This window comes from Xylophilus sp. PBN-3R (assembly GCF_057747805.1).
This window is the reverse complement of record NZ_CM173225.1, coordinates 1492619-1514658: the sequence shown is the minus strand read 5'-3', so window position 1 is coordinate 1514658 and position 22040 is coordinate 1492619. Positions and strand designations below refer to the sequence as shown.

The 22040-nt window shown below is 66.6% G+C and carries 16 protein-coding genes; 3 read left to right on the top strand and 13 right to left on the bottom strand.

Annotated features, from left to right (window positions below; all coding sequences use genetic code 11):
- Nucleotides 1–62 precede the first annotated feature (62 nt).
- Nucleotides 63–362, top strand: a complete 300-nt coding sequence (locus AC3ANW_RS07000; protein ID WP_488344470.1) for a hypothetical protein — start codon at nucleotides 63–65, stop codon at nucleotides 360–362.
- An 18-nt stretch (nucleotides 363–380) separates the two neighbouring features.
- Here AC3ANW_RS07000 and AC3ANW_RS06995 read toward each other — a convergent pair whose 3' ends face one another.
- From AC3ANW_RS06995 to AC3ANW_RS06980, 4 genes are all read right to left on the bottom strand, one after another.
- The gene (locus AC3ANW_RS06995) at nucleotides 381–1790 is read right to left on the bottom strand and encodes an efflux transporter outer membrane subunit (RefSeq protein ID WP_488344469.1); all 1410 of its coding nucleotides are present in this window, start codon (nucleotides 1788–1790) and stop codon (nucleotides 381–383) included.
- A gap of 18 nt (nucleotides 1791–1808) precedes the next feature.
- Nucleotides 1809–5054 carry an efflux RND transporter permease subunit gene (locus AC3ANW_RS06990; RefSeq protein WP_488344468.1) on the bottom strand — a complete coding sequence of 1082 codons (3246 nt, stop codon included), beginning with the start codon at nucleotides 5052–5054 and terminating at the stop codon, nucleotides 1809–1811.
- A 49-nt stretch (nucleotides 5055–5103) separates the two neighbouring features.
- The gene (locus AC3ANW_RS06985) at nucleotides 5104–6312 is read right to left on the bottom strand and encodes an efflux RND transporter periplasmic adaptor subunit (protein ID WP_488344467.1); all 1209 of its coding nucleotides are present in this window, start codon (nucleotides 6310–6312) and stop codon (nucleotides 5104–5106) included.
- A 204-nt stretch (nucleotides 6313–6516) separates the two neighbouring features.
- Nucleotides 6517–7401, bottom strand: coding sequence for an alpha/beta hydrolase (locus tag AC3ANW_RS06980; RefSeq protein ID WP_488344466.1), 885 nt, complete (start codon nucleotides 7399–7401; stop codon nucleotides 6517–6519).
- Between the two features lie 261 nt (nucleotides 7402–7662).
- On the opposite strand from AC3ANW_RS06980, the gene AC3ANW_RS06975 reads away from it, so the two are divergent.
- Nucleotides 7663–8580, top strand: coding sequence for a LysR family transcriptional regulator (locus AC3ANW_RS06975; protein ID WP_488344465.1), 918 nt, complete (start codon nucleotides 7663–7665; stop codon nucleotides 8578–8580).
- Between the two features lie 11 nt (nucleotides 8581–8591).
- On the opposite strand, the gene AC3ANW_RS06970 is transcribed toward AC3ANW_RS06975, so the two are convergent.
- From AC3ANW_RS06970 to AC3ANW_RS06935, 8 genes are all read right to left on the bottom strand, one after another.
- Complete coding sequence (locus AC3ANW_RS06970) at nucleotides 8592–10070, bottom strand: methyl-accepting chemotaxis protein (protein WP_488344464.1); 1479 nt, start codon at nucleotides 10068–10070, stop codon at nucleotides 8592–8594.
- Between the two features lie 79 nt (nucleotides 10071–10149).
- Nucleotides 10150–11010 (bottom strand): formate dehydrogenase accessory sulfurtransferase FdhD, encoded by an 861-nt coding sequence (gene fdhD / locus AC3ANW_RS06965; protein ID WP_488345373.1) that lies wholly within the window; start codon nucleotides 11008–11010, stop codon nucleotides 10150–10152.
- A gap of 275 nt (nucleotides 11011–11285) precedes the next feature.
- A complete protein-coding gene (locus tag AC3ANW_RS06960) occupies nucleotides 11286–13616 on the bottom strand; it encodes an FdhF/YdeP family oxidoreductase (protein WP_488344463.1) in 2331 nt (776 codons plus the stop codon).
- Between the two features lie 42 nt (nucleotides 13617–13658).
- Nucleotides 13659–15293: an OFA family MFS transporter gene (locus tag AC3ANW_RS06955; RefSeq protein ID WP_488344462.1), complete on the bottom strand. Its 1635-nt coding sequence runs from the start codon at nucleotides 15291–15293 to the stop codon at nucleotides 13659–13661.
- Nucleotides 15294–15463: 170 nt separating this feature from the next.
- Nucleotides 15464–16405, bottom strand: a complete 942-nt coding sequence (locus AC3ANW_RS06950; RefSeq protein ID WP_488344461.1) for a LysR substrate-binding domain-containing protein — start codon at nucleotides 16403–16405, stop codon at nucleotides 15464–15466.
- A gap of 73 nt (nucleotides 16406–16478) precedes the next feature.
- Nucleotides 16479–17576 (bottom strand): iron-sulfur cluster carrier protein ApbC, encoded by a 1098-nt coding sequence (apbC, locus tag AC3ANW_RS06945; RefSeq protein WP_488344460.1) that lies wholly within the window; start codon nucleotides 17574–17576, stop codon nucleotides 16479–16481.
- A gap of 396 nt (nucleotides 17577–17972) precedes the next feature.
- Nucleotides 17973–18881, bottom strand: coding sequence for an EamA family transporter (locus AC3ANW_RS06940; protein ID WP_488344459.1), 909 nt, complete (start codon nucleotides 18879–18881; stop codon nucleotides 17973–17975).
- A 42-nt stretch (nucleotides 18882–18923) separates the two neighbouring features.
- Nucleotides 18924–20222, bottom strand: coding sequence for a Glu/Leu/Phe/Val family dehydrogenase (locus tag AC3ANW_RS06935; protein ID WP_488344458.1), 1299 nt, complete (start codon nucleotides 20220–20222; stop codon nucleotides 18924–18926).
- Between the two features lie 194 nt (nucleotides 20223–20416).
- Here AC3ANW_RS06935 and AC3ANW_RS06930 point away from each other — a divergent pair, with 194 nt between their 5' ends.
- The gene (locus tag AC3ANW_RS06930) at nucleotides 20417–21691 is read left to right on the top strand and encodes a DEAD/DEAH box helicase (protein WP_488344457.1); all 1275 of its coding nucleotides are present in this window, start codon (nucleotides 20417–20419) and stop codon (nucleotides 21689–21691) included.
- Here the strand turns inward: AC3ANW_RS06930 and AC3ANW_RS06925 are convergent, their stop codons facing one another.
- Nucleotides 21692–22021, bottom strand: a complete 330-nt coding sequence (locus tag AC3ANW_RS06925; protein WP_488344456.1) for a DUF6172 family protein — start codon at nucleotides 22019–22021, stop codon at nucleotides 21692–21694.
- Nucleotides 22022–22040 lie beyond the last annotated feature (19 nt).

Genomic DNA, 22040 nt, shown 5'->3' with positions numbered 1-22040 from the left:
GACAGAATTTCTGCTCGCCATTCTCCCTTCGACCTCCAATCCCCTTCAGGAAAGACGCCGCAATGCAGTATCTGGACACCCTCGCGTACTGGCTCGGCTGGACCGACATCGTGGCCGCGCTGGTCCTGCTGGTCGGCGCCGGACTGCCGGCCCGGATCGGCCAGGCACCCTACGGCATGGTGCGCTGCCTGTTCTACGGCGTGGGCGTGGTGCTGTGTCGCCGCGACCTGCAGCCGCTGTTGTGCAAGCGGCTGCAGGAAATCGGCTACCGCTTCGTCGGCTGGGGCCGCTGGCAGCTCGGCGTGGCCCTGCCGGGCAAGGTCAAGCGGATGCCGGGCGACAGCTGGGCCTGCGGCGGCTGACCCGGTTGCAGCATCGGGTCAGGCGCTCCAGCCGCCGCCCAGGGCGCGGATAAGGCCCACCGTGGCCTGGTAACGCGCAGCCTTCAACTGCAATGCCAGTCGGCGATTGCGCAACTCACCCCGGCGCGCGTCCAGCAGATCCAGCTGGCTGACCAGGCCGTTGCGCCAGCGGGTGTCCGACAGCGTGGTGGCGCGGGTGGCCGAGGTCACCGCCTGGTCCTGCACCCGGGATTGTTCGGCCAGGAGGCGCAGGCCCGACAGCTGGTCTTCGACCTCACGGAAAGCGCCCAGCACCTGCCCGCGATAGCCCGCCGTGGCGGCGTCGAACTGTGCCTGCGCCGACGCGATGCCGGCATCGCGGCGGCCGCCGTCGAAGATCGGCAGCGACAGCAGCGCACCGACGCTCCAGGCACGGGCCGACCATTGCAGCAGGTCGCCCAGTTCAGGCGATGCATAGCCGCCCGAGCCGGTCAGGCTCAGGCTGGGGAACCAGGCCTTCTGCGCGGCACCGACACGTGCCTGCGCGGCCAGCAACGAGGCCTGCGCCGCCGCCACGTCCGGACGCCGTGTCAGCACCGTGGCCGGCACACCGGCGGGTACGACGGGCAGCGCGGTGTTCCAGTTGCCGTCGGGCAGGCTGAAGTTCGATGCTGCCTCGCCCACCAGCACCGCCAGCGCGTGTTCGAGTTCGGCCCGGCGACGGTCCAGGGCCAGCGCATCGGATGCGGTGGCGGCCATTTCGGTCTGCACCCGCACGACTTCCAGTTCGGCCACGTCGCCGCCACGCCAGCGCCGGGTGGTCAGGTCCAGCGTGCCTCGGTAGGCCTCCACCGTCTCGCGCACCAGGGTGCGTTCGTCGTCGAGCGCACGCAGCGACAGATAGGTTTGAGCCGTCTCTGCCTGCACCGCCAGCCGGGTGCTCTGCAGCAGCGCCTCGCGCGCATCGGCGTCCAGAGATGCGGCGTCACGCACCTGGGCGAGCCGGCCGGACAGGTCGATTTCCCACGAGATCGCGGCGCCCGCCGTGGTGATGGTGGCCGGTGTCATGCCGTTGATGGTGTTGGCGCCGGCCTGGCGCTGGACACCGCCGTTCAAGCCGATCTGCGGCAGCCGGTCGGCATTGGCGCTACGCAGCAAGGCGCGCGCCTGGGCCAGCCGGGCGGCGGCTTCCTGGATGCCGGTGTTGCGGGCACCGGCTTTTTCGACGAGTGCGTCCAGGGTCGGGTCCTGGAACACCAGCCACCATTCGCCGCGCGATTGCGCCTCGGCCGGCAGGGCCTGGGTCCAGCCAGCGGGAGCGGCGGCTTCCTTGAACCGGGCCGGTGCGGCCGCCAGGGCCTGCGTGTCGACCGACGGTGCGGTGGCGCAACCGGCCAGCACCAGGGCAGCCACCAGCGGGAGCAGGGAAAGGAGGTTCTTGTTTTTCATGAAATGGCTCCTTGGGGCTTAGTCGTGCACGCCGCGCGGGGCGGCCGGCAGCAGGCGGGCGTCACCGCCGCCGTGCGATTCGATGACGGGCGGATGGCCCACCGGCGATTCGTGTTCGCCGCTCTGCTTCAGCGGCCGGTTGCCAGCCATGCGGCGCAGCAGCACATAGAACACCGGTGTCAGGAACAGCCCGAAAGCCGTCACGCCGATCATTCCGGAGAACACCGCCACACCCATGGCCTTGCGCATCTCGGCGCCGGCGCCGGTGGACAGCACCAGCGGCAGCACACCCATGACGAAAGCCAGCGAGGTCATCAGGATCGGGCGCAGCCGCAGGCGGGCGGCCTCGATGGCGGCCTCTATCGGCGTGCGTCCGGCGAACTCCAGCTCGCGGGCGAATTCCACGATCAGGATGGCGTTCTTGGCACTCAGCCCCACCAGCACGATCAGCCCGATCTGGGTGAACACGTTGTTGTCGCCCTTGTCCAGCCACACACCGGTCATGGCGGCGAACAGCCCCATCGGCACGATCAGGATGATGGCCATCGGCAGCGTCAGGCTTTCGTACTGCGCGGCCAGCACCAGGAACACCAGCAGGATGGCGATGGGGAACACCAGCACGGCGGAATTGCCGGCCAGGATTTCCTGGTAGGTCAGGTCGGTCCACTCGTAGTCGATGCCGGGCGGCAGGGTTTCGGCCGCGATGCGCTTCACCGCGTCCTGCGCCTGGCCGCTCGAATAACCGGGCGCGGCGCCGCCGTTGACGTCGGCCGCCAGGAAGCCGTTGTAGCGCATGGCACGTTCCGGCCCGAAGGTCGGCGTCACGCTCATCAGGGCCGACAGCGGCACCATCTCGCCAGTGTTCGACTTCACCTTCAGCAGGCCGATGTCCTCGGCACGGGCCCGATACGCGGCGTCGGCCTGCACCCGCACCGAATAGGTCCGGCCGAATCGGTTGAAGTCGTTGGCATACAGGCTGCCGAGGTAGATCTGCATGGTCTCGAACACATCGGTCAGCGGAACACCCAGTTGCCGCGCCTTGGTGCGGTCGATGTCGGCGAACAACTGCGGCACGTTGACCTGGTAGCTGCTGAACAGCCCGGTCAGTTCGGGCGCTTGAGAGGCCTTGGCCATGAAGGCCTTCAACGCGCCGTCCATCGCTTCGTAGCCCAGCGAGGCACGGTCTTCCAGCATCAGCTTGAAACCGCCGGTGGTGCCCAGACCCTGCACGGGCGGCGGCGGGAACATCACCACGAAGGCATCCTGGATCTGCGCGAACTGGGCGTTCAGCTGGCCGGCGATGGCGCCGGCGCTCATGTCGGCTCCCTTGCGTTTCTCGAACGGATCCAGCGCCACGAACACGATGCCGGAGTTGGAGCTGTTGGTGAAGCCGTTGATCGACAGGCCGGGGAACTGGATGGCGTGGGTGACGCCGGGCTGCTTCAGCGTGATGTCGCCCATGCGGCGGATCACCGCCTCGGTGCGGTCCAGCGTGGCGCCGTCGGGCAGCTGGGCGAAACCGATCAGGTACTGCTTGTCCTGGGCCGGCACGAAACCGGCCGGCACTGCCTTGAAGACACCGACCGTCAGCGCGGCGATGGCCAGGTACATCGCCACCATCAGCGTCTTGCGGCCGATGGCGCGGCGCACACCGCCGCCATAGGCTTCGGAACCGCGGTGGAAGACCCGGTTGAATGCCGAAAAGAAGCGGCCGAACACCTTTTCCATGCCACGTGTCAGCAGGTCCTTGGGCGCATCGTGGCGGCGCAGCAGCAGCGCTGCCAGGGCCGGCGACAGCGTCAGCGAATTGATCGCCGACAGCACGGTCGAAATGGCGATGGTCAGCGCGAACTGCTTGTAGAACTGGCCGCTGAGGCCGCTGATGAAGGCCAGCGGCACGAAGACCGCCACCAACACCAGTGCGATGGCGATGATGGGCCCGGACACTTCCCGCATGGCGCGGTAGCTTGCCTCGCGCGGGCTGAAACCCGCCTCGATGTTGCGCTCGACGTTCTCCACCACCACGATGGCGTCGTCCACCACGATGCCGATGGCCAGCACCAGCCCGAACAGGCTCAGCGCATTGATGGAGAAACCGAAGATCTTCATCACTGCGAAGGTGCCGACCACCGCCACCGGCACCGCCAGCAGCGGGATGATCGAAGCGCGCCAGGTCTGCAGGAAGACGATCACCACCAGCACCACCAGCAGGATGGCCTCGACCAGCGTGTGCACCACCGACTCGATGGAGGCGCGCACGAACTGGGTGGTGTCGTAGACGATCTCGTAGTCCACGCCTTCGGGCATGTTCTTCTTGATGTCGGTCATGACGGCCCGCACGCCGTCGCTGATGGCGATGGCGTTGGAGCCCGGGGCGGCCGACACCGGCACGGCCACCGCATCACGGTTGTCCAGCAGCGAGCGCAGCGCGTAGTCGGCGGCGCCGAGCTCGATGCGGGCGATGTCGCGCAGGCGGGTGACCGCACCGTCGGCGCCGGTCTTGACGATGATCTCGCCGAACGATTCCTCGCTCTGCAGGCGACCCTGGGCATTGACCGACAGCTGCACGTCGATGCCGTTGACGCCTGGCGAAGCACCCACCACGCCGGCCGCGGCCTGCACGTTCTGGCCGCGGATGGCGGTCACCACGTCGGATGCCGACAGACCGCGCTGCGCCACCTTCTGCGGGTCCAGCCAGACACGCATCGAGTAGTCGCCGGAACCGAACAGCTGCACGTCGCCGACGCCGGGAACCCGGGCCAGCCGGTCCTTCACATTAAGCACCGCGTAGTTGCGCAGGTAGGCCATGTCGTAACGGCCGCTCGGCGAAACCAGGTGGACCACCATGGTCAGGTCGGGCGAGCTCTTGATGGTGGTGATGCCCAGGCGCCGAACTTCCTCGGGCAGGCGCGGCTCGGCGCGCGAGACCCGGTTCTGCACCAGCTGTTGCGCCTTGTCCGGGTCGGTGCCCAGCTTGAAGGTCACGGTCAGGGTCATCAGGCCGTCGGTGGTCGCCTGGCTGCTCATGTAGAGCATGTTCTCGACGCCGTTGATGGCCTCTTCGAGCGGCGTGGCCACCGTCTCGGCGATCACTTTCGGGTTGGCGCCGGGGTAGTTGGCACGGATGACGACGGATGGCGGCACCACGTCCGGGTACTCCGAGATGGGCAGGCCGCCGACGGCGATCAGGCCGCCCAGGAAGATCAGCAGCGACAGCACGCCGGCAAAGATCGGCCTGTCGATGAAGAATTTTGAGATGTTCATGGCTGAGCTCTTGGTTTTTTCTTATTGGTTTGACTGGCGTGGCCGCCGATCAGGACCTGCGCGCCGCTGCGTCGGCCCTGGCCTGCTGCATCGGCACTTCCTGCGGCGCCACCACCGAGCCGGGGCGGACCCGCTGCAGGCCGTTGACGACGATGCGTTCACCGGCCTTCAGGCCCGAATCGACCACCCGCAGGCCGTCGATCGGCGCGCCCAGCTTCACTTCGCGGTATTCGGTCTTGTTGTCGGTGCCGACGACCATCACGTACTTCTTGCTCTGGTCGGTGCCGACCGCACGTTCGCTGACCAGCAGGGCGTTGCTGGTCTTGCTGTGGCCCATGCGGATGCGGGCGAACTGGCCGGGCACCAGCAGGCCGTCGGCGTTGTCGAACACCGCGCGCACCCGCACCGTGCCGCTGCGGGCGTCCACCTGGTTGTCGACCAGTTGCAGCTTGCCGGCATAGGGCGTGTCGTCCTGCCCGGCGGTGCCCATACGCACGGCGATGTTGCCCTGCGCGGCGCGTGCGCCGGTGCGGTCCAGCGCCTGTTCGTCGGCATCGAAGCTCGCGTAGATCGGGCTGACCGACACCAGCGTGGTCAGCACCGGCGCACCGGGGCCGGCCGCCACCAGGTTGCCCACCGTCACCTCGACCCGGCCGATGCGGCCGGCTACGGGCGCACGCACCTGGGTGTAGCCCAGATTCAGGCGCGCGGTCTGCAGGGCGGCGGTGGCGGCGCGCAGGCGGGCATCGGCTTCCTGGCCGGCGTTCTTGCGTTCGTCGAGTTCACGTTCGGCGATGGCGTGGTCGTCCCAGAGACGCTGGGCGCGGGCCTGTTCGCTGCGGGTGAAGTTGAGGCGGGCCTGGGCGGCGGCGACGTCGGCGGCGGCGCCGTCGGCGGCGGCCTGGTAGGGCGCGGGGTCGATGGTCACCAGCAGGTCGCCGGCCTTGACCAGCGCGCCTTCGCGGAAATGCACCGACTGCACCGCACCCGCCACGCGCGACCGTACATCCACCCGCTGCACCGCTTCGAGCCGGCCGGAATATTCGTCCCAGATATTGACCTGGCGCTCGGCCACGGTCGCCACCGAGACCGGCGTGGCGGGCGGTGGCGCAGCGGCGCCGGCATCCGCGCTGGCGGCAGTTCCCGGCAGGCCGATCAGGGCGGCGACCAGGGCGGCGGCCACCGTGACGGCGGAAAGCGCCATGCCGTAGCGGCGGGTCTTGCGGCTGGAGGTCGGAATGTTGGAAGAGGCGGTCATGGTGTGTGTCCTCGCAAAAGAAAAGGAAACGAAAAGAAAGACGAAAGCAAAAAAAGACGAACGGAAGCAGCGCCCGCGCGCAACGCGGTCGAAATCGGCAAGCAGGAAAAACGGAGAAAAAAGCGCCCTCGCCCGGCACGGCAATGCCGGGGAAAAGCGGTTCAGCGGTAGCAGGCCCGTCCGGGTCGACCGGGCCGACCGGGCCTAGTGCGGCGGTTTGGGCAACTGCACGGTTTCGGCAAAAAATGCGGCCACCCGTTCACGCACGGCGCCGGCACAGCCACATTCGTTGACCTGGTCGACGGCCAGCGCATCGGGCCAGCCCTCGGCCTGCACCAGCGGCTGCCAGCTCACCTGCACACCGGCGGCACGCAGCTTTTCGGCATAGGCCTTGGCTTCGTCGTGCATCGGGTCGGTCACGCCCGACATCACCAGCGTGGGCGCGATGCCCGACATGCGGCAGGAGGCGCTGGGCACTGCATAGGGATGCTCGGCATCCCTCGGACCCCGCAGGTAGGCCAGCCAGCCTTCGGACCATTTGCATTTGCCGGTCTCCTTGCAGGCTGCGTCGCGCAACGAAGCCGTGCTGCTCCAGGGGTCGAGCATGGGCGACAGGAGAATCTGCCCCGCCAGCGGCGGATGCGCGCGGTCGCGTGCCATGGCGGCCACGGCTGCGGCGAGGTTGCCGCCGGCCTCTTCACCGGCCAGGTAGATGCGGGCACCGCGGCCGGCCAGCTTCACCCGGTGCTTGTAGAGCCAGTCGAGCGCCGCATATCCGGTCTCGATGCCGGCCGGGAACGGATGGGTCGGCGCCAGCGGATAAGCCAGCGAAGCCACCACCGCACCGGTGCTGGCCAGCAGGCGCGGCACCAGGGCGCCGCTTTCCAGGCAACCCGAGGTGAAGGCGCCACCATGGAAATGCAGGATCAGCGGCGTGCCGCCCGATGCCGCCCGCTGACCCTTGCCGTACCAGCGCACGCCGACCGGCTCGCGGCCCGGCAGCGCCAGGGTGTCGTCCAGGCCGCCTACGATGCAATCGCTCTGGGCGGCATCGACATCGGCAGCAGCATTTAAAACGGTGTTGGACATGGTGTGTTTTCCCGAAGGGGTTGTCGCTGAAGCGCAAGAGCAACTCATCGCAACGTGAAACGAACTGTAGAGTGTTGCCAGCGTTCGATAAACAGGCCTCACGGCGTTGCTCTGTTTCCGCATTGCCAACAATGAAGGGCCTTGCCGCGGTCAGAATTCTCCCACTGGCAGCGGTCTCGCCGAAGGCGAGCCGCAACCGCTGGCAACAGCGGCGGCCTTTCATAAAAGCAACGAGCATCTGAGCGTCAGACGAGGGAATCCATGGACCAGATCCAGGCAATGCGCGCTTTCACCCGTGTGGTGGAAACCGGCAACTTCACCAAGGCCGCCGACTCGCTGTCGATGCCGAAGGCGTCGATCACCAAACAGGTCCAGGCCCTGGAATCGCGCCTGCAGGTGCGGCTGTTGAATCGGACCACCCGCCGGGTCACCGTCACCGCCGACGGTGCAGCCTATTACGAACGCGCCAGCCGGCTGCTCAGCGACCTGGACGACATGGAAGCCAGCATGACCAACGCCCAGGCCACGCCGCGCGGCCGGCTGCGGGTGGACATCGGGTCGTCGGTGGCTCGGCTCATCATCATTCCTGCGCTGCGCGAGTTCCATGACCGCTATCCCGACATCCAGCTCGACCTGGGCGTGGGCGACCGTTCGGTCGACCTGATCGGCGAGAACGTCGACTGCGTGATCCGCGGTGGCGACCTGACGGAGCAGTTCCTGGTGGCGCGGCGGATCGGCAGCATTGCGTTCGTCAACGTCGCATCGCCCGGCTACCTGCGGCGCTTCGGCCTGCCGCAGCACCCGAGCGAACTCGAAGGGGAGCGCCACCGCGTGGTGCATTACCTGTCGAGCCGCACCGGCCGGCCTTATCCCATGGACTTCGTGAAGGGAGAAGAGCGGGTGGAACTGACCATGCGCTACCAGCTCGCCACCAACGAGGCCAATGCGCACACGTCGGCGGTGCTGGCCGGCCTCGGCATCTCGCAGATGGCCACCTTCAACGCGGCACCGCTGCTGGCCAGTGGCGAGCTGGTAGAAGTCCTGCCGGAATGGACCACCGCTCCTTTTCCGGTGCATGTGGTGTATCCGCCCAACCGGCACCTGAGCGCCAAGGTGCGGGCCTTCGTGGATTGGGCCGCCGAGGTGTTCGGCCGGTCGCCGACGCTGCAGGGGCGGTAGCCGGGCCGCGCTCAGCGCACGAAGGCGCCCATGGCATGCGACAGGCGCTGGATCTCCCCGCGCATTTCCTGCGAGGCATCGGCCGAGGCATGCGCCAGTTCGGCGTTTTCCTGGGTCAGCGATTCGATCGCCGACACGGTGTCGTTGACATGGTCGATACCGACCTGCTGCTCGGCGGTAGCGGTGTTCACCTGCTCCATCAGGCTGGCCGCCTTTTCGACCGAACCGACGATGCGCGCCATCGCCTCGCCGGCACTGGCGACCAGCGCCGAACCGGCGTTCACTTGCGCGCTGGAGCTCTCGATCAGTTCCTTGATCTCGCGTGCCGCCTGGGCGCTGCGCTGCGACAGGTTGCGCACCTCGGCGGCCACCACTGCGAAACCGCGACCCTGCTCGCCTGCGCGCGCGGCTTCCACCGCCGCGTTCAGGGCCAGGATGTTGGTCTGGAAAGCGATGCTGTCGATCATGCCGACGATGTCGCCGATGCGGCGCGAGCTCTGGCTGATGGCGTCCATGGTGGCGACCATCGACGACATCACCTCGCCGCCGCTGGTGGCGTCACGCGTGGCGGCCGACGCGACATCGTTGGCCGCGTGCGCCGCGTCGCGCGACAGTCGCGAGGTCGAGGCGATCTGCTCCAGGCTGGCCGCGGCCTCCTCCAGTTGGGCGGTAACCCGGCCGGTGCGTTCGCGCAGGCGTTCGCTGCCGTCCGCCACGCCGGTGGCGGTGTGCTCCATGGCGCTCGTCACCTGCCGCACCTCGTCCACCGCGTGGCGGATGCGGCCGACGGTTTCTGCCAGCGCCCGGGGCTTGGCCATGCGCACCGGTATCGCCTGCAGGTCGAGGTCGATGCCGTTGCCGGCATTCATCGCCACCACCAGCCGGGTCAGTTCCTGACCGGCACGCACCATGGCCTGCATGCGCCGGCAGAGCACCACTTCGATGCCGGTCTGAACCGCCACGTAGAGCGCATGCAGAAGCACACGCTCGAAGTCCGGATGGGTGGTGCAGAAGACACCGAAACCCGCCGCCTGGAGCCGGTCGAACAGCACATGGTGAACGGCGAACAGCGCGGCGGCAAAGACCACCACCCGCCAGTCGCGGTAGACCATCAGCAGCGCGAGGGTGACGAACACACCGAAATGCAGTTCGATGGCACCGGCCGCCAGCTGGATATGCATGGCCACCAGCGCCACCTGCACGGTCGCGATCACCAGGCGCGAGACCAGCGTGCCGCCGAACAGAAGATAAGCGCCGACCGCCGCCAGCGCCATCAGCACGGAAACCGTGAACGCCGTTCCGGTGGCCGGATGCTGCAGGGCCAGCGCCGCTGCTCCGGCCAGGCTGACCGCGACGGCGAACAGCATCACCCGGTCGGCCTGGCGCAGGGATTGGTGTTCGTCCTGCCCCGCCAGCTGCCGGGTAGCGGCAAGGTTGGACGCACTCAGGGCGCGTGAAATGGGATGGACAGAGGTCGAAGCGGTAGTCATTCCACGATTGGACTCGCGTTCATCCGCTTTCCATCGTCCGAAAAGACGGGTTTCCGGCCACCGAATCCGGCGGCGGGCGTCAGGCGTAACGCACCGCCTTGTCGCGCCGCGCCAAGCCCCACAGTGCCAGTTCGCCTTCGCGGGCGATACGCACCGCCAGCGCGGTCGGAGCCGATATGGATGCCATCGCACCCACACCCAGGCGAGTGCACTTGCGGACCAGTTCGTAGCTGCCGCGGCTGGACATCACCACGAACCCGGGCGCGCGCAGCAGGCCAAGCCGGACCAGGCGGCCCAGCAACTTGTCGAGTGCGTTGTGCCTGCCGACGTCTTCCAGCACCTCGACCAGCGTGCCGTCCGGCAAGGCCCAGCCGGCGGCATGCAGCGAGCCGGCCCGGGCGTTCAGCGGCTGGCGCTGCGACAGCGCATCGAAGGCCGCCAGCACGCAGCGCACGTCGATGCCGGCCGCCGGCGCCGCGCCGCCGGATGCCGGCAGCAGGTCGAGCGCCGACAGGCTGTCGATGCCGCAGACACCGCAGCCGGTGCGCCCTGCGAGCGACCGTTTGCGGTCTTTCAGGCGGGCGAAGGCGCGGCTGGAAATGTCCAGGTGGAGTTCGATGGCCGGCGCCTCCGGGTCATCTTCGGCCGCGGTCGGCAGCGACACGGTGCGCAACTCGATCCCGCGGCAATCGGCGGCTTCGTCCAGAATGCCTTCGCTGAGCGCGAAACCCAGCGCGAAGTCTTCCAGGTCCTGCGGCGTGGCCATCATCACCGCATGCGAAATACCGTTGAAGACCAACGCGACCGGCACCTCGGCAGCGATCCAGTCGCTGTCTTCCACCGAGGTCGATTCACCTGGGTCGATGCGCGATTCACGCAGCACCGGCACCCGCACCAGCGGTGGCGGCAGCGCTTCGTCGGGTTCGTCGCAGTGAGGCATTTCGAGGTCGGCGGCGGCCGCGGCGCCCGCCGGCGTGAGGCTGGCAAGCCAGCGCTCGCCGTCCTGCTCCACCGCCACCCAGCCCGGGCCAGTGCGCGGGCCGATGCGGGCGCTGCCCATCATCGTCAGTTCGCGCATCAGCACACTCACGCCCTGCTGCAGGCGTTTGCCCAGGCGCGGCAGCGAGACCGCTCGACCCACGCCTTCTTCGGCCAGCGCCAGCAGCAAGGCTGCGGCGAGTGATTCGGGCGGGGGTGACGGTGGGGTGAGGTTCATCAGGCCAGGGCGGCTTCGGCTTCGCGTTGGGTGAGGTCGGGCGCCGAGGCCTCGTGCGCCACCAGCACCACCGGAATTGACTTGGACGTCGGAGTGCCCGCATTTTCCGCGACTGCCGACAAAGGCACCAGCGGATTGGTCTCCGGGTAATAAGCCGCCAGGCAACCGCGCGGGATGTCGTACGGCACCAGCTTGAAACGGTCGGCGCGGCGTTGCTGGCCGTCGTCCCAGACGGTGTGGATATCGACCCAGTCGCCTTCCCTCAGGCCCAGCGTGCGGATGTCATCGGCATGGATGAACACGACGCGCCGCTGGCCGAAGACGCCGCGGTAGCGGTCGTCCATGCCGTAGATGGTGGTGTTGTACTGGTCGTGCGAACGGGTGGTGCCCAGGTTGAAGACCACCGTGTCCAGGTTGCGGGCGCGCGCCCGGTGCATGGGCGTGTCGGTCGGCAACGGGTGTGCGTAGAAATTGGCTCGTTTGCTGTCGGTGGTCCACACCCGTTCGCTGGCGGTGTTGCGCAGCTTGAAGCCGCCCGGCACGGACACCCGGGCATTGAAGTTGTGGAAATCGACGAACACCTTTTCGATCATGTCGCGCACCACGCCGTAATCGTCCATGGCGGCCAGCCAGTCGATGCGGCTGCGGTCGCCCAGCGTGGCATGCGCCAGCCGCGCCACGATGGCCGGTTCGGACAGCAGATGCTCGGACGCCGGCGGGTTGATGCCTTTCGACATGTGAACCATGCCCATCGAGTCTTCGACCGTGACGCCCTGCGCACCGCCGGCCTGCATGTCGATCTCGGTACGGCCCAGGCAGGGCAATATCAGCGCCTGTTTGCCGTGCACGATGTGGCTGCGGTTGAGTTTGGTGGTGACATGCACCGTCAGGTCGCAATTGCGCAGCGCCTTCCAGGTCTCGAAGGTGTCGGGCGTGGCGGCGGCGAAATTGCCACCCAGCGCGAAGAACACCTTGCCCTTGCCGTCGCGCATGGCTGCGATGGCCTCGACCACGTCGTAGCCGTTCTCGCGCGGCGCGGTGAAACCGAACACCTGTTCCAGCTTGTCCAGCAGGGCTGCGGGCGGTTTTTCCCAGATGCCCATGGTGCGGTCGCCCTGCACGTTGCTGTGGCCGCGCACGGGGCACGGACCTGCGCCTTCGCGGCCGATGTTGCCGCGCAGCAGCAGCAGGTCGACGATCAGCTGGATGGTGGCCACCGAATGCTGGTGCTGGGTGATGCCCATGCCCCAGCAGGCGATCACGCTTTTCGCGTTGCGGTAGACCTCGCCGGCCTGGCGCATCTGTTCGATGCTCAGGCCCGATTCACGTTCCAGCGCGGCCCAGCTTTCGGCTCGCAGGTCGGCCAGCAGGGCATCGATGCCGGTGGTGTGTTCTGCGATGAAGGCATGGTCGAGAACCTGCTCGCCCGCGTCTTCGCGTTCGATCAGGTGTTTCATCATTCCCTTCACCGCCGCGAAGTCGCCGCCGACCTGCAGCTGGAAATAATGGGTGCTGATCGGCGTGGAGCCCAGCGTGGCCATTTCCATCTTGCTTTGCGGATCCTGGAAACGCTCCAGCCCGCGCTCGCGCAAGGGGTTGAAACTGACGATCCTCGCGCCGCGTTTGTGTGCCTCGCGCAGTTCGCCCAGCATGCGCGGATGGTTGGTGCCTGGGTTCTGGCCGAAGATGAAGATGGCATCGGCATGCTCGAAGTCTTCCAGCGACACCGTACCCTTGCCGACGCCGATCTGCGGCCGCATGCCGCTGCCGCTCGGCTCGTGGCACATGTTCGAGCAGTCCGGGAAGTTGTTGGTGCCGTACTCGCGCACGAACAGCTGGTACAGAAAGGCCGCCTCGTTGCTGGCCCTGCCCGAGGTGTAGAAGATGGCTTCGTTCTTGTCCTGCAGGCCGTTCAGGTGGCGGGCGATCAGGGCGAAGGCCGCGTCCCACTCGATGGTCCTGTAATGGTCGGTGGCGGCGTCATACACCATCGGATGCGTCAGCCGGCCCTGGTCTTCCAGCCAGAAGTCGCTCTGCTCCGCCAGCTCGGCCACGCTGTATTTCTCGAACAGTTCCGGGCCGGCGCGGCGCGCGGTGGCCTCGGCGGCGACGGCCTTGGCGCCGTTCTCGCAGAACTCGAAGGTCGACGCATGGTTGCGGTCCGGCCAGGCGCAGCCGGGGCAGTCGAAGCCGTCGGGCTGGTTGGCCGACAGCAGGGTCTTGGCACCCTTCACCGCGATGTCCTGGCGCTTCAGGGCCAGGCCCACCGACCTGAGGGCGCCCCAGCCGCCCGCCGGGCCGCTATAGAACTCTATTTTCTGCTCAGTCATTGGGTTTCCCCCCAGGCTTGCCCACTGCGTGTGGCGCGGCTTTCAATTGAAGAACTTGGCGGCGCTCAGCAGCGTGCGGTAGACACCCCAGGCCAGCGGCAGGCCGACGGCCAGCCAGGCGAAGCCGATCACCACCGGGCTCGTGGTGCCTCCTGCGCCGCTGCCGGCGCCGACTTCCGACGCGGCTGCCTTTTCGTGGGCCAGCTGCTTTTCGACGGCCAGTTCGGCGTCGGTCATGAAGTGTTTGTCGGCGATCGGGCGCACCAGCAGGTTGGCCACCAGGCCCACGGCCAGCATGCCGACCAGGATGTACATGGTCTGGTTGTAGACCTGCTCACGCGGGATGCCCAGGCCGAGCTGGTATTCACGCATGTAGTTCACCACCACCGGGCCCAGGATCCCGGCGGTCGCCCAGGCGGTCAGCAGGCGGCCGTGGATGGCGCCCACGAACTGGGTGCCGAAAAGGTCGGCCAGGTAGGCCGGCACCGTGGCGAAACCACCGCCGTACATCGACAGGATGATGCAGAAGGCGCCCACGAAGAGCAGCTTGTTGCCGGCGCTGGCCGAGCCCGGGATGCTGGCGTACAGCAGGCCACCCAGCACGAAGAACACCACGTAGGTCAGCTTGCGGCCGAGCTTGTCGGAAAAGGTGGCCCAGAAGAAACGGCCGCCGATGTTGAACAGCGACAGCAGCGCGGTGAAACCGCCCGCCACCACGGCGATGGCCGCCAGCTGGGTCTTGTCGAGTTCTGCATAACGCTTGGCCACGCCGATCAGGTTGCCGCCGAAGACCTCCTGCAGCATGGGCGAGGACATGCCGATCACCCCGATGCCGGCGCTGACGTTCATGCACAGCACCACCCACACCAGCCAGAACTGGGGAATGCCCCAGACTTTCTTCACGTGGACGTGGCGCTTGGTGATCATCGCGTTGGCGGCCTGCGCGACCGGTGGCGTCCAGCCGGCCGGTTTCCAGCCCGAGGGCGGCACGCGGTAACCCAGCGCGCCGGCCATCATGAAGACGAAATACACGACGGCCATCACCACGAAGGTCTGCATCACGCCGACGTCGGTGGGCGTGGCGAAGCTTTTCATCAGGTCGACCGCCAGGGGCGAACCGATCATCGCGCCGCCGCCGAAGCCCATGATGGCCATGCCGGTGGCCATGCCGCGACGGTCGGGGAACCACTTGATGAGGGTCGAGACTGGCGAGATATAACCCAGTCCGAGGCCGATGCCGCCGATGACACCGGAGCCCAGGATCATCATCCAGAACTGATGGGTGTGGATGCCCAGCGCAGACAGCAGCATGCCGCCGCACCAGCAGCAAGCCGCCACCACGCCGGCCTTGCGCGGGCCGGCCCGCTCGAGCCAGCCGCCCCACAGTGCCGCCGAACACCCCAGGAACACGAAGAACAGGGTGTACATCCAGCCCAGCGTGGCGATGCGCCAATCGCAGTCGGAGGCGAACAGTTCGGTGAAGAAACTCATGTCCTTGGCGCAGGCCACGGCGCCGGTGCCGGCGGTCGCCAGCATCTTCGACAAGGGCAGCCAAAAAACGGCGAAACCGTAGGCCATGCCGATGCAGAGGTGGATGGCAAGCGCCGCTGGCGGAACCAGCCAGCGGTTGAAGCCGGGGCCGGCGATGGTGCGTTCCTTGTCCAGGAATCCGGGCATTGGTTATATCTCCTGCGAATGAATGGGACGACCGCTTGCTTGTGAGCAGTCACCTTTGGGCGGCGGAGTGTCGTTGGGTCGCCGCGAATGTGTCAAATTGCATCGACACATGGGTTCATTCGCAAAAGATATGAGACCGGTCGTGGTATGCCTGACGGTTTGCCGCCAGGTCAGCCGTGCAGCACGCCGCTGTGGTCGGCCAGTTGCGCACCCCAGTCGGCAGTTTCCAGCATGGCCAGCGCGGCCTGCAATGCGCGTGATGGCCGGCCGCCCATGGGGGTCATGAACCCGATCTCGGTAAGCACTTCCGGCTCCTGCAGCGGCAGGGCCTGCAGGTCGGCATGCACCCGCACCGTCGCGGCCATGGCGCCCGGCATGATCGAACATACATCCCCGGCCAGCACCGAATGCACCAGGGTCAGCACCGAATTGGTCTCGATGGCCGGCTTCACGCCGTCGGCACCGGCAGCGGCGAATGCCTGGTCGACCACGAAACGGTTGTGCATGTCGGGCGTCAGCAGGCATAGCGGCAAGGCAGCCGCCTGTTTCCAGGCCATCGGCTTGCCGATGGACGGCGCATCGGCCACCAGTTTTCGGCGCACCAGGTAATAGTGCTCGGTGTATTGCGGCCAGCTCTGCAGCCTGGTTTCCCGCGCATCCACGCGGTCGGTGTAGCCCAGGCCGATGTCCAGCGAGAGTGAATCGAGTCCGCGTTCGAGCTCTTGCGAACTCATGGACAGCACGGTCGGCACGATGCCCGGCTGGCTGCGTTGCAGCAGCGCGGCGAACCGGGCCAGCACCGGCGTGGCGGTAGGCACCGCGCCCATCCGCAGATTGCCCCGCACCACCTCGGCGCTGCTGTGCAGCTCTTGCTGCAGCACCTCGTGTTCGTGCAGCATGCGCTGGGCGGTGGCCAGCACGCGCTCGCCTTCATGGGTCAGGCCGCCATAGCTGCGGCCGCGGCGCACGATCACCACACCGAATTCCTGCTCGAGGTTGCGCAGCGCGTTGGACAGCGCCGGCTGGGTGATGTGGCAGGCCTGGGCGGCCCGGCCGAAATGGCGGTGTTCGTCGAGCGCAAGCAGGTAACGCATGGAGGCCAGCAGATTCATGCCGACGAGCATACCGACCCGGCGCCGCGCGGGGCCTCGGACGTGTGTATCGGCTTTGTCCGGCCGACGCCGCTCAGGTGTCCTTGCTGACCGTGATGGTGGGGAACTTCGAGGAAAAGTCCTTGCCCTTGCCGGCGATGGCGACCGCTACCTTGCGGGCGATGTCCTTGTAGATGGCCGCGTTGGCGCCTTCGGGTTCTGCCGCCACGGTAGGCATGCCGCCATCGGCCTGCTGGCGGATGGCCAGCGCCAGCGGCAGTGCGCCCAGGTAGTCCATGCCGTAGTCGGCTGCGATGCGGTGGCCGCCGCCCTCGCCGAAGACGTGTTCGGCGTGGCCGCACTGGCTGCACACGTGCACCGCCATGTTCTCGACCACGCCCAGCAGCGGCACACCCACCTTTTCGAACATTTTCACGCCCTTGATGGCGTCGATGAGTGCGATGTCCTGCGGGGTGGTGACGATCACCGCGCCGGCCAGCGGCACGCGTTGCGACAGCGTCAGCGCGATGTCGCCGGTGCCCGGCGGCATGTCGACGACCAGATAGTCGAGGTCGCTCCAGTTGGTCTGGCGCAGCAGCTGTTCCAGCGCCTGGGTGGCCATGGGGCCGCGCCAGATCATCGCCTGGCCCGGCTCGACGAGGAAACCGATGGACATCACCTGGATGCCATGGGCGACCAGCGGTTCCATGCTCTTGCCGTCGGTGCTGGCCGGTTTTTCGCCGGCGATGCCCATCATGGTCGGCACGCTCGGGCCGTAGATGTCGGCATCGAGCAGGCCGACCTTTGCACCTTCCGCGGCCAGGGCCAGGGCGATGTTGGCGGCCGTGGTGCTCTTGCCTACGCCGCCTTTTCCGGAGGCTACGGCGATGATGTTTCGCACCTCCGGCATCGGCTGGAGACCGCGTTGCACGGAGTGGGCGACCACCTTGAGGTTGAAGCCTACCGAGACATTGTTGACGCCCGGCAGGGCAAGCACTGCCGCTGCGATCAGGTTGCCCAGCGTTTGGTGCTGGCTGGCTGCCGGGTAGGCCATGTCCACCGTGATCGTCACGTGGCCTTCCGGGCTGATGGCGACGTTGCGGATCGACTTGCTGGTGACGAAGTCCTGGCCGGTGGCGGGGTCGGTGACTGCGCTCAGGGCTGTGCGGACCTGCTGGTCGGTGGCTTGCATGTTTTTGTCTTTGGTTTGGCTGGGGCGGGTTTGCTGGGCGGATTTTAGCGGGGGCGGTTTTATCTTCGCTTCGCTCTGGTCGTTTCTTCTGCCCAATGAAAGTTACCTCGGGATCGGGAAATCGCATGAGCGATGGTCGGGACGTCCGTTCACCAAAAGCTTCACGCTCTGCAATCCACCTGGTTTGATCAACCACCACACCTTGGTCCAGAGCGAAACCGGCGCACATTTTGTTTTCGGTCCTCCCGAGCAATTTCTTTGGTGACTTTATTTTTTGCGAAAAGAAAATTACTCGTCTCCACACGACAAACGGACCTTACCCACGGCGTGAAAGAAGAAATCCGCCAGCGAAGCGAAGATAACCAGCAATCAAAACAAATAATCAAACCCGGATAATCAAGGCGGCTCCACCCCGATAACCGCACCGGAAGGCCTCCGAGCCGCTCCCGCCGCCACCCCGCCAGAAGCGACCACCACACACCCGATAGCAGCCCACTGCAAGACCGACAAATCCTGCGACAAGAACAAAAATCCGCAAACAGCCCCCAACACAGGCTCAAGACTCAAAAGAACCCCGAACGTCTGCTCCGGCAAGCGCCGCAGGGCAAACATCTCCAGCGAATAAGGCAAGGCACTCGAAAGCAGCGCAAGCGCAAGACCGGAAACCAGCATTGCAGGATGCAAAAGCCCGCCTCCCGCAGAGGCCACCCCGAACGGCAAGGCCAGAACAGCCGCTACAGACAGGCCCAGTGCCAGGGCTGGCCCCGGATGCCGCCGAGCCGCCCGCTTTCCCAGCAAGATATAGGCAGCCCACAAAACTCCGGCGGTCAGCGCAAAACAGATCCCCAACGGATCCAGTGCAGTCGCGAACCCATTCAGCGGCAGCAGCAGAAAAATGCCGAACGCCGCCAATCCGATCCATAGAAAATCGCGAACGCGCCGCGAATACGCCACCGCCACACACAGCGGTCCCAACAACTCGATGGCAATCGCCACCCCCAGCGGCACCGTACGCAGGGCGAGATAGAACGTCAGGTTCATTCCACCAAGCGCCACGCCGAAAAACCCGACGCCGAGCAGTTCTTGCCTTGCCCAGCGCACCCGCCAGGGCTTCCAGAAAATCAGCAGGAGCATGGCCGCAAAACCCACCCGCAAAAGCGTCGTGCCCGACGCTCCGACCCGTCCGAAAAGCTGTGTAGCAAACGAGGCCCCGGCGGTCAGCGAAGCCATCGAGCCCACCAATGCGAACACCGCGGCCCAAGGGGCGCCGCGGTGTTCGGTGGAAGCGCCAGGCGCTTCGATCAAGAAAGACTCACCGGCACGGAGGTTCCAAAATTCGGGGATCGATCAGGGGTAGAGACCACGCTCCTGGCGAGCCGCCAGGATACGTTCGCACGCGACGGCGAAGGTCGCGGTGCGCAGGCCGATCTTATGCTGGTCGGCCGTGTCCCAGATGTGGTTCAGGGCGTTCACCATGATCTGGTCCAGGCGCTGGTTGATCTCGTCTTCCGTCCAGAAGAACGAAGAGAAATCCTGGACCCATTCGAAGTAGGAAACCGTCACGCCGCCGGCGTTGCAGATCACGTCGGGCACCACCAGCACACCACGCTCGGCCAGGATGTCGTCGGCCTCGGGCACGGTCGGGCCGTTGGCGCCTTCAAGCACCAACTTTGCCTTGGTCTTGCGGGCGCGTTCGGCGGTCACCTGGCCTTCCAGGGCGGCGGGGATCAGGATGTCGCACTCGACGTCCCAGAAATGTTCGTTGTCGATGCGCTCGGCACCGTCGAGGCTGATCACGCCATTGCGTTTGGCGGCGGCCATCAGCGCCGGCATGTCGAAACCTTCGCCGTTGAACACGGTGCCGGTGTGGTCCTGCACCGCCACCACCTTGGCGCCGGCTTCGGCGAACAGTTCGGCTGCGATGGAACCCACGTTGCCGAAACCCTGCACCGCGACACGGGCGCCGCGCAGGTCCAGGCCGATGCGGCGGGCGGCTTCGCGACCGGTGACGAACACACCGCGTCCGGTGGCCTTCACCCGGCCGAGCGATCCGCCGAGATGGATGGGTTTGCCGGTGACCACGCCGGTGCTGGTGGCGCCGGTGTTCATGGAATAGGTGTCCATCATCCAGGCCATGATCTGCGAATTGGTGTTCACGTCGGGCGCCGGGATGTCCTGCTGCGGGCCGATGATGAGACCGATCTCGCTGGTGTAGCGGCGGGTCATCTTCTCGAGTTCGTTCATCGACAGCAGCTTGGGATCGACACGGATGCCGCCCTTGGCACCGCCGTACGGCAGGTTGACCGCCGCGCACTTGACCGTCATCCAGGCCGACAGGGCCATCACTTCTTCGAGCGTGACGTCGGGGTGGAAACGCACTCCGCCCTTGCCCGGGCCGCGCGACAGGTTGTGCTGCACCCGGTAGCCCTCGTAATGGGCGATGGTGCCGTTGTCGAGTTCGATCGGCACGTCCACGATCAGCGCGCGTTTGGGGCGCTTCAGCGTCTCGGACCAGCGCTGCAGCGAACCCAGGTAAGGCATCACCCGGTCGACCTGCGACAGGTAGGTGCCCCATGCGCTGGTGGGCGTGGGCTGCACGAAGGACAGCGCGTTCAGCTGCGTGGCATTGGTGGTGGATGTGCTCATGACGACAAGGACCTTCCGGTAGGACAAAAAGCGATGAAACGCACGATAGCGCTTAGCCGCCGAATGCCAAAGGACTCATGCCGCAACGGTATGCAGGTTATGCATGACAGGCCATATCTCTGCCTGCGGCCGGGCATGTGACAAACTCGGCGTCCTTTTTTGTCGAACCACGGGCGTCCGCCGCTCCCCGCCCCATGCCCTTCTCCGCCCTCGGCCTGTCGCCCGAACTCGTCCACGCCATCGGCACCCTGGGCTTCACCGTGCCCACTCCCATCCAGGCGCAGGCCATCGGCCCGGCACTTGCCGGATCGGATGTGCTGGGCTCGGCGCAGACGGGATCCGGCAAGACCGCCGCCTACGCCCTGCCACTGCTGCAGCGACTGCCCGGCGCTGCCGCCGACCGCCGCCGGCCGGTGCGCGCCCTGGTGTTGGTGCCCACACGTGAACTGGCGGTCCAGGCCGGTGAACTGATCAAGGACCTGGCGGCAGATCTGCCCGGCAAACCCCGTGTCGCCATCGTCTTCGGTGGTGTGTCGATCAACCCGCAGATGATGGCCTTGCGCGGCGGTGCCGAAGTGGTGATCGCCACGCCCGGACGGCTGATCGACCTGGTCGAACACAACGCCCTGCGCCTGAACACCGTCGAATGCCTGGTGCTGGACGAAGCCGACCGGCTGCTCGACCTGGGTTTCGCCGACGAGCTGCAGACGGTGCTGGGCCTGTTGCCTGAACGCCGCCAGAACCTGTTCTTTTCGGCCACCTTCCCGCCCGCCGTGGAGGCGCTGGCCAACACCTTGCTGCGCGACCCGGTGCGGGTCGCGGTGGCCGCCACCGAAACCGGCAAGCCCGACATCCAGCAGCGCGCCATCGCCGTGGATCCGGTCCGACGAACCATGCTGCTCAAGCACCTCGCGACCGAACACGGCTGGAAACGTGCGCTGGTCTTCGTCGCCACCCGTCACGCCGCCGAGACCATTGCCGACAAGCTCTACAAGAACGGCATTTTCGCCACTTCCTTCCACGGCGAACTGAGCCAGGGTGCGCGCCAGCAGGTGCTGGACGAATTCAAGGAGGGCCGCTGGGACCTGCTGATCACCACCGACCTGGCCGCCCGTGGCATCGACATCGAACTGTTGGGCGTCGTCGTCAACTACGACCTGCCGCGCTCGGCCGTCGACTATGTGCACCGCATCGGCCGCACCGGTCGCGCGGGCGCCAGCGGCAGTGCCGTGAGTTTTGTCAGCGCCGACACCGAAGCGCATTTCCGCCTGATCGAGAAACGCAATGGCGTGAGCATCCCGCGGGAGCAGATCGCCGGTTTCGAACCGACGGAAGTGGAAGTAAAAACGACGCCGCAGGATCCGCAGGGCACCGGTGGCGTCAAGGGCAAACGCCCGAGCAAAAAGGATAAATTGCGGGCCGCTGCCGCCCTGGCAGCACGCCCGAAAGAAAAGCCGAAGCTCGACTGATCAGTCGTCGAAATGCACGCTGTCCGAGTCTGGTGCCGAACCGGGTTCGCGCGCTTTGCGGACACCGTGCGTGGCGATGATTTCCACGTAGAAAGAATCGTCACCCTTGGCAGCGGCTGCATTGACCAGCTCCATCAGGCTGCCCAGGTGCACGCCTTCGGAGGTCTCCTGGGTAGCGCCGAAGCGGCAATCGAAGTCCCAGAAATCGACGCCCTTGGGCAGGTCGCGGCGGCGTTCACGCTTGAGGTATTTACGGATGTCGTGCTTGACCGCTTCCAGCAGTCGGTCGCGGTTCTTGCCTTCGATGGCAAGCGAATAAGTTTTCTTCATGCCGGATTATCGCGGACGG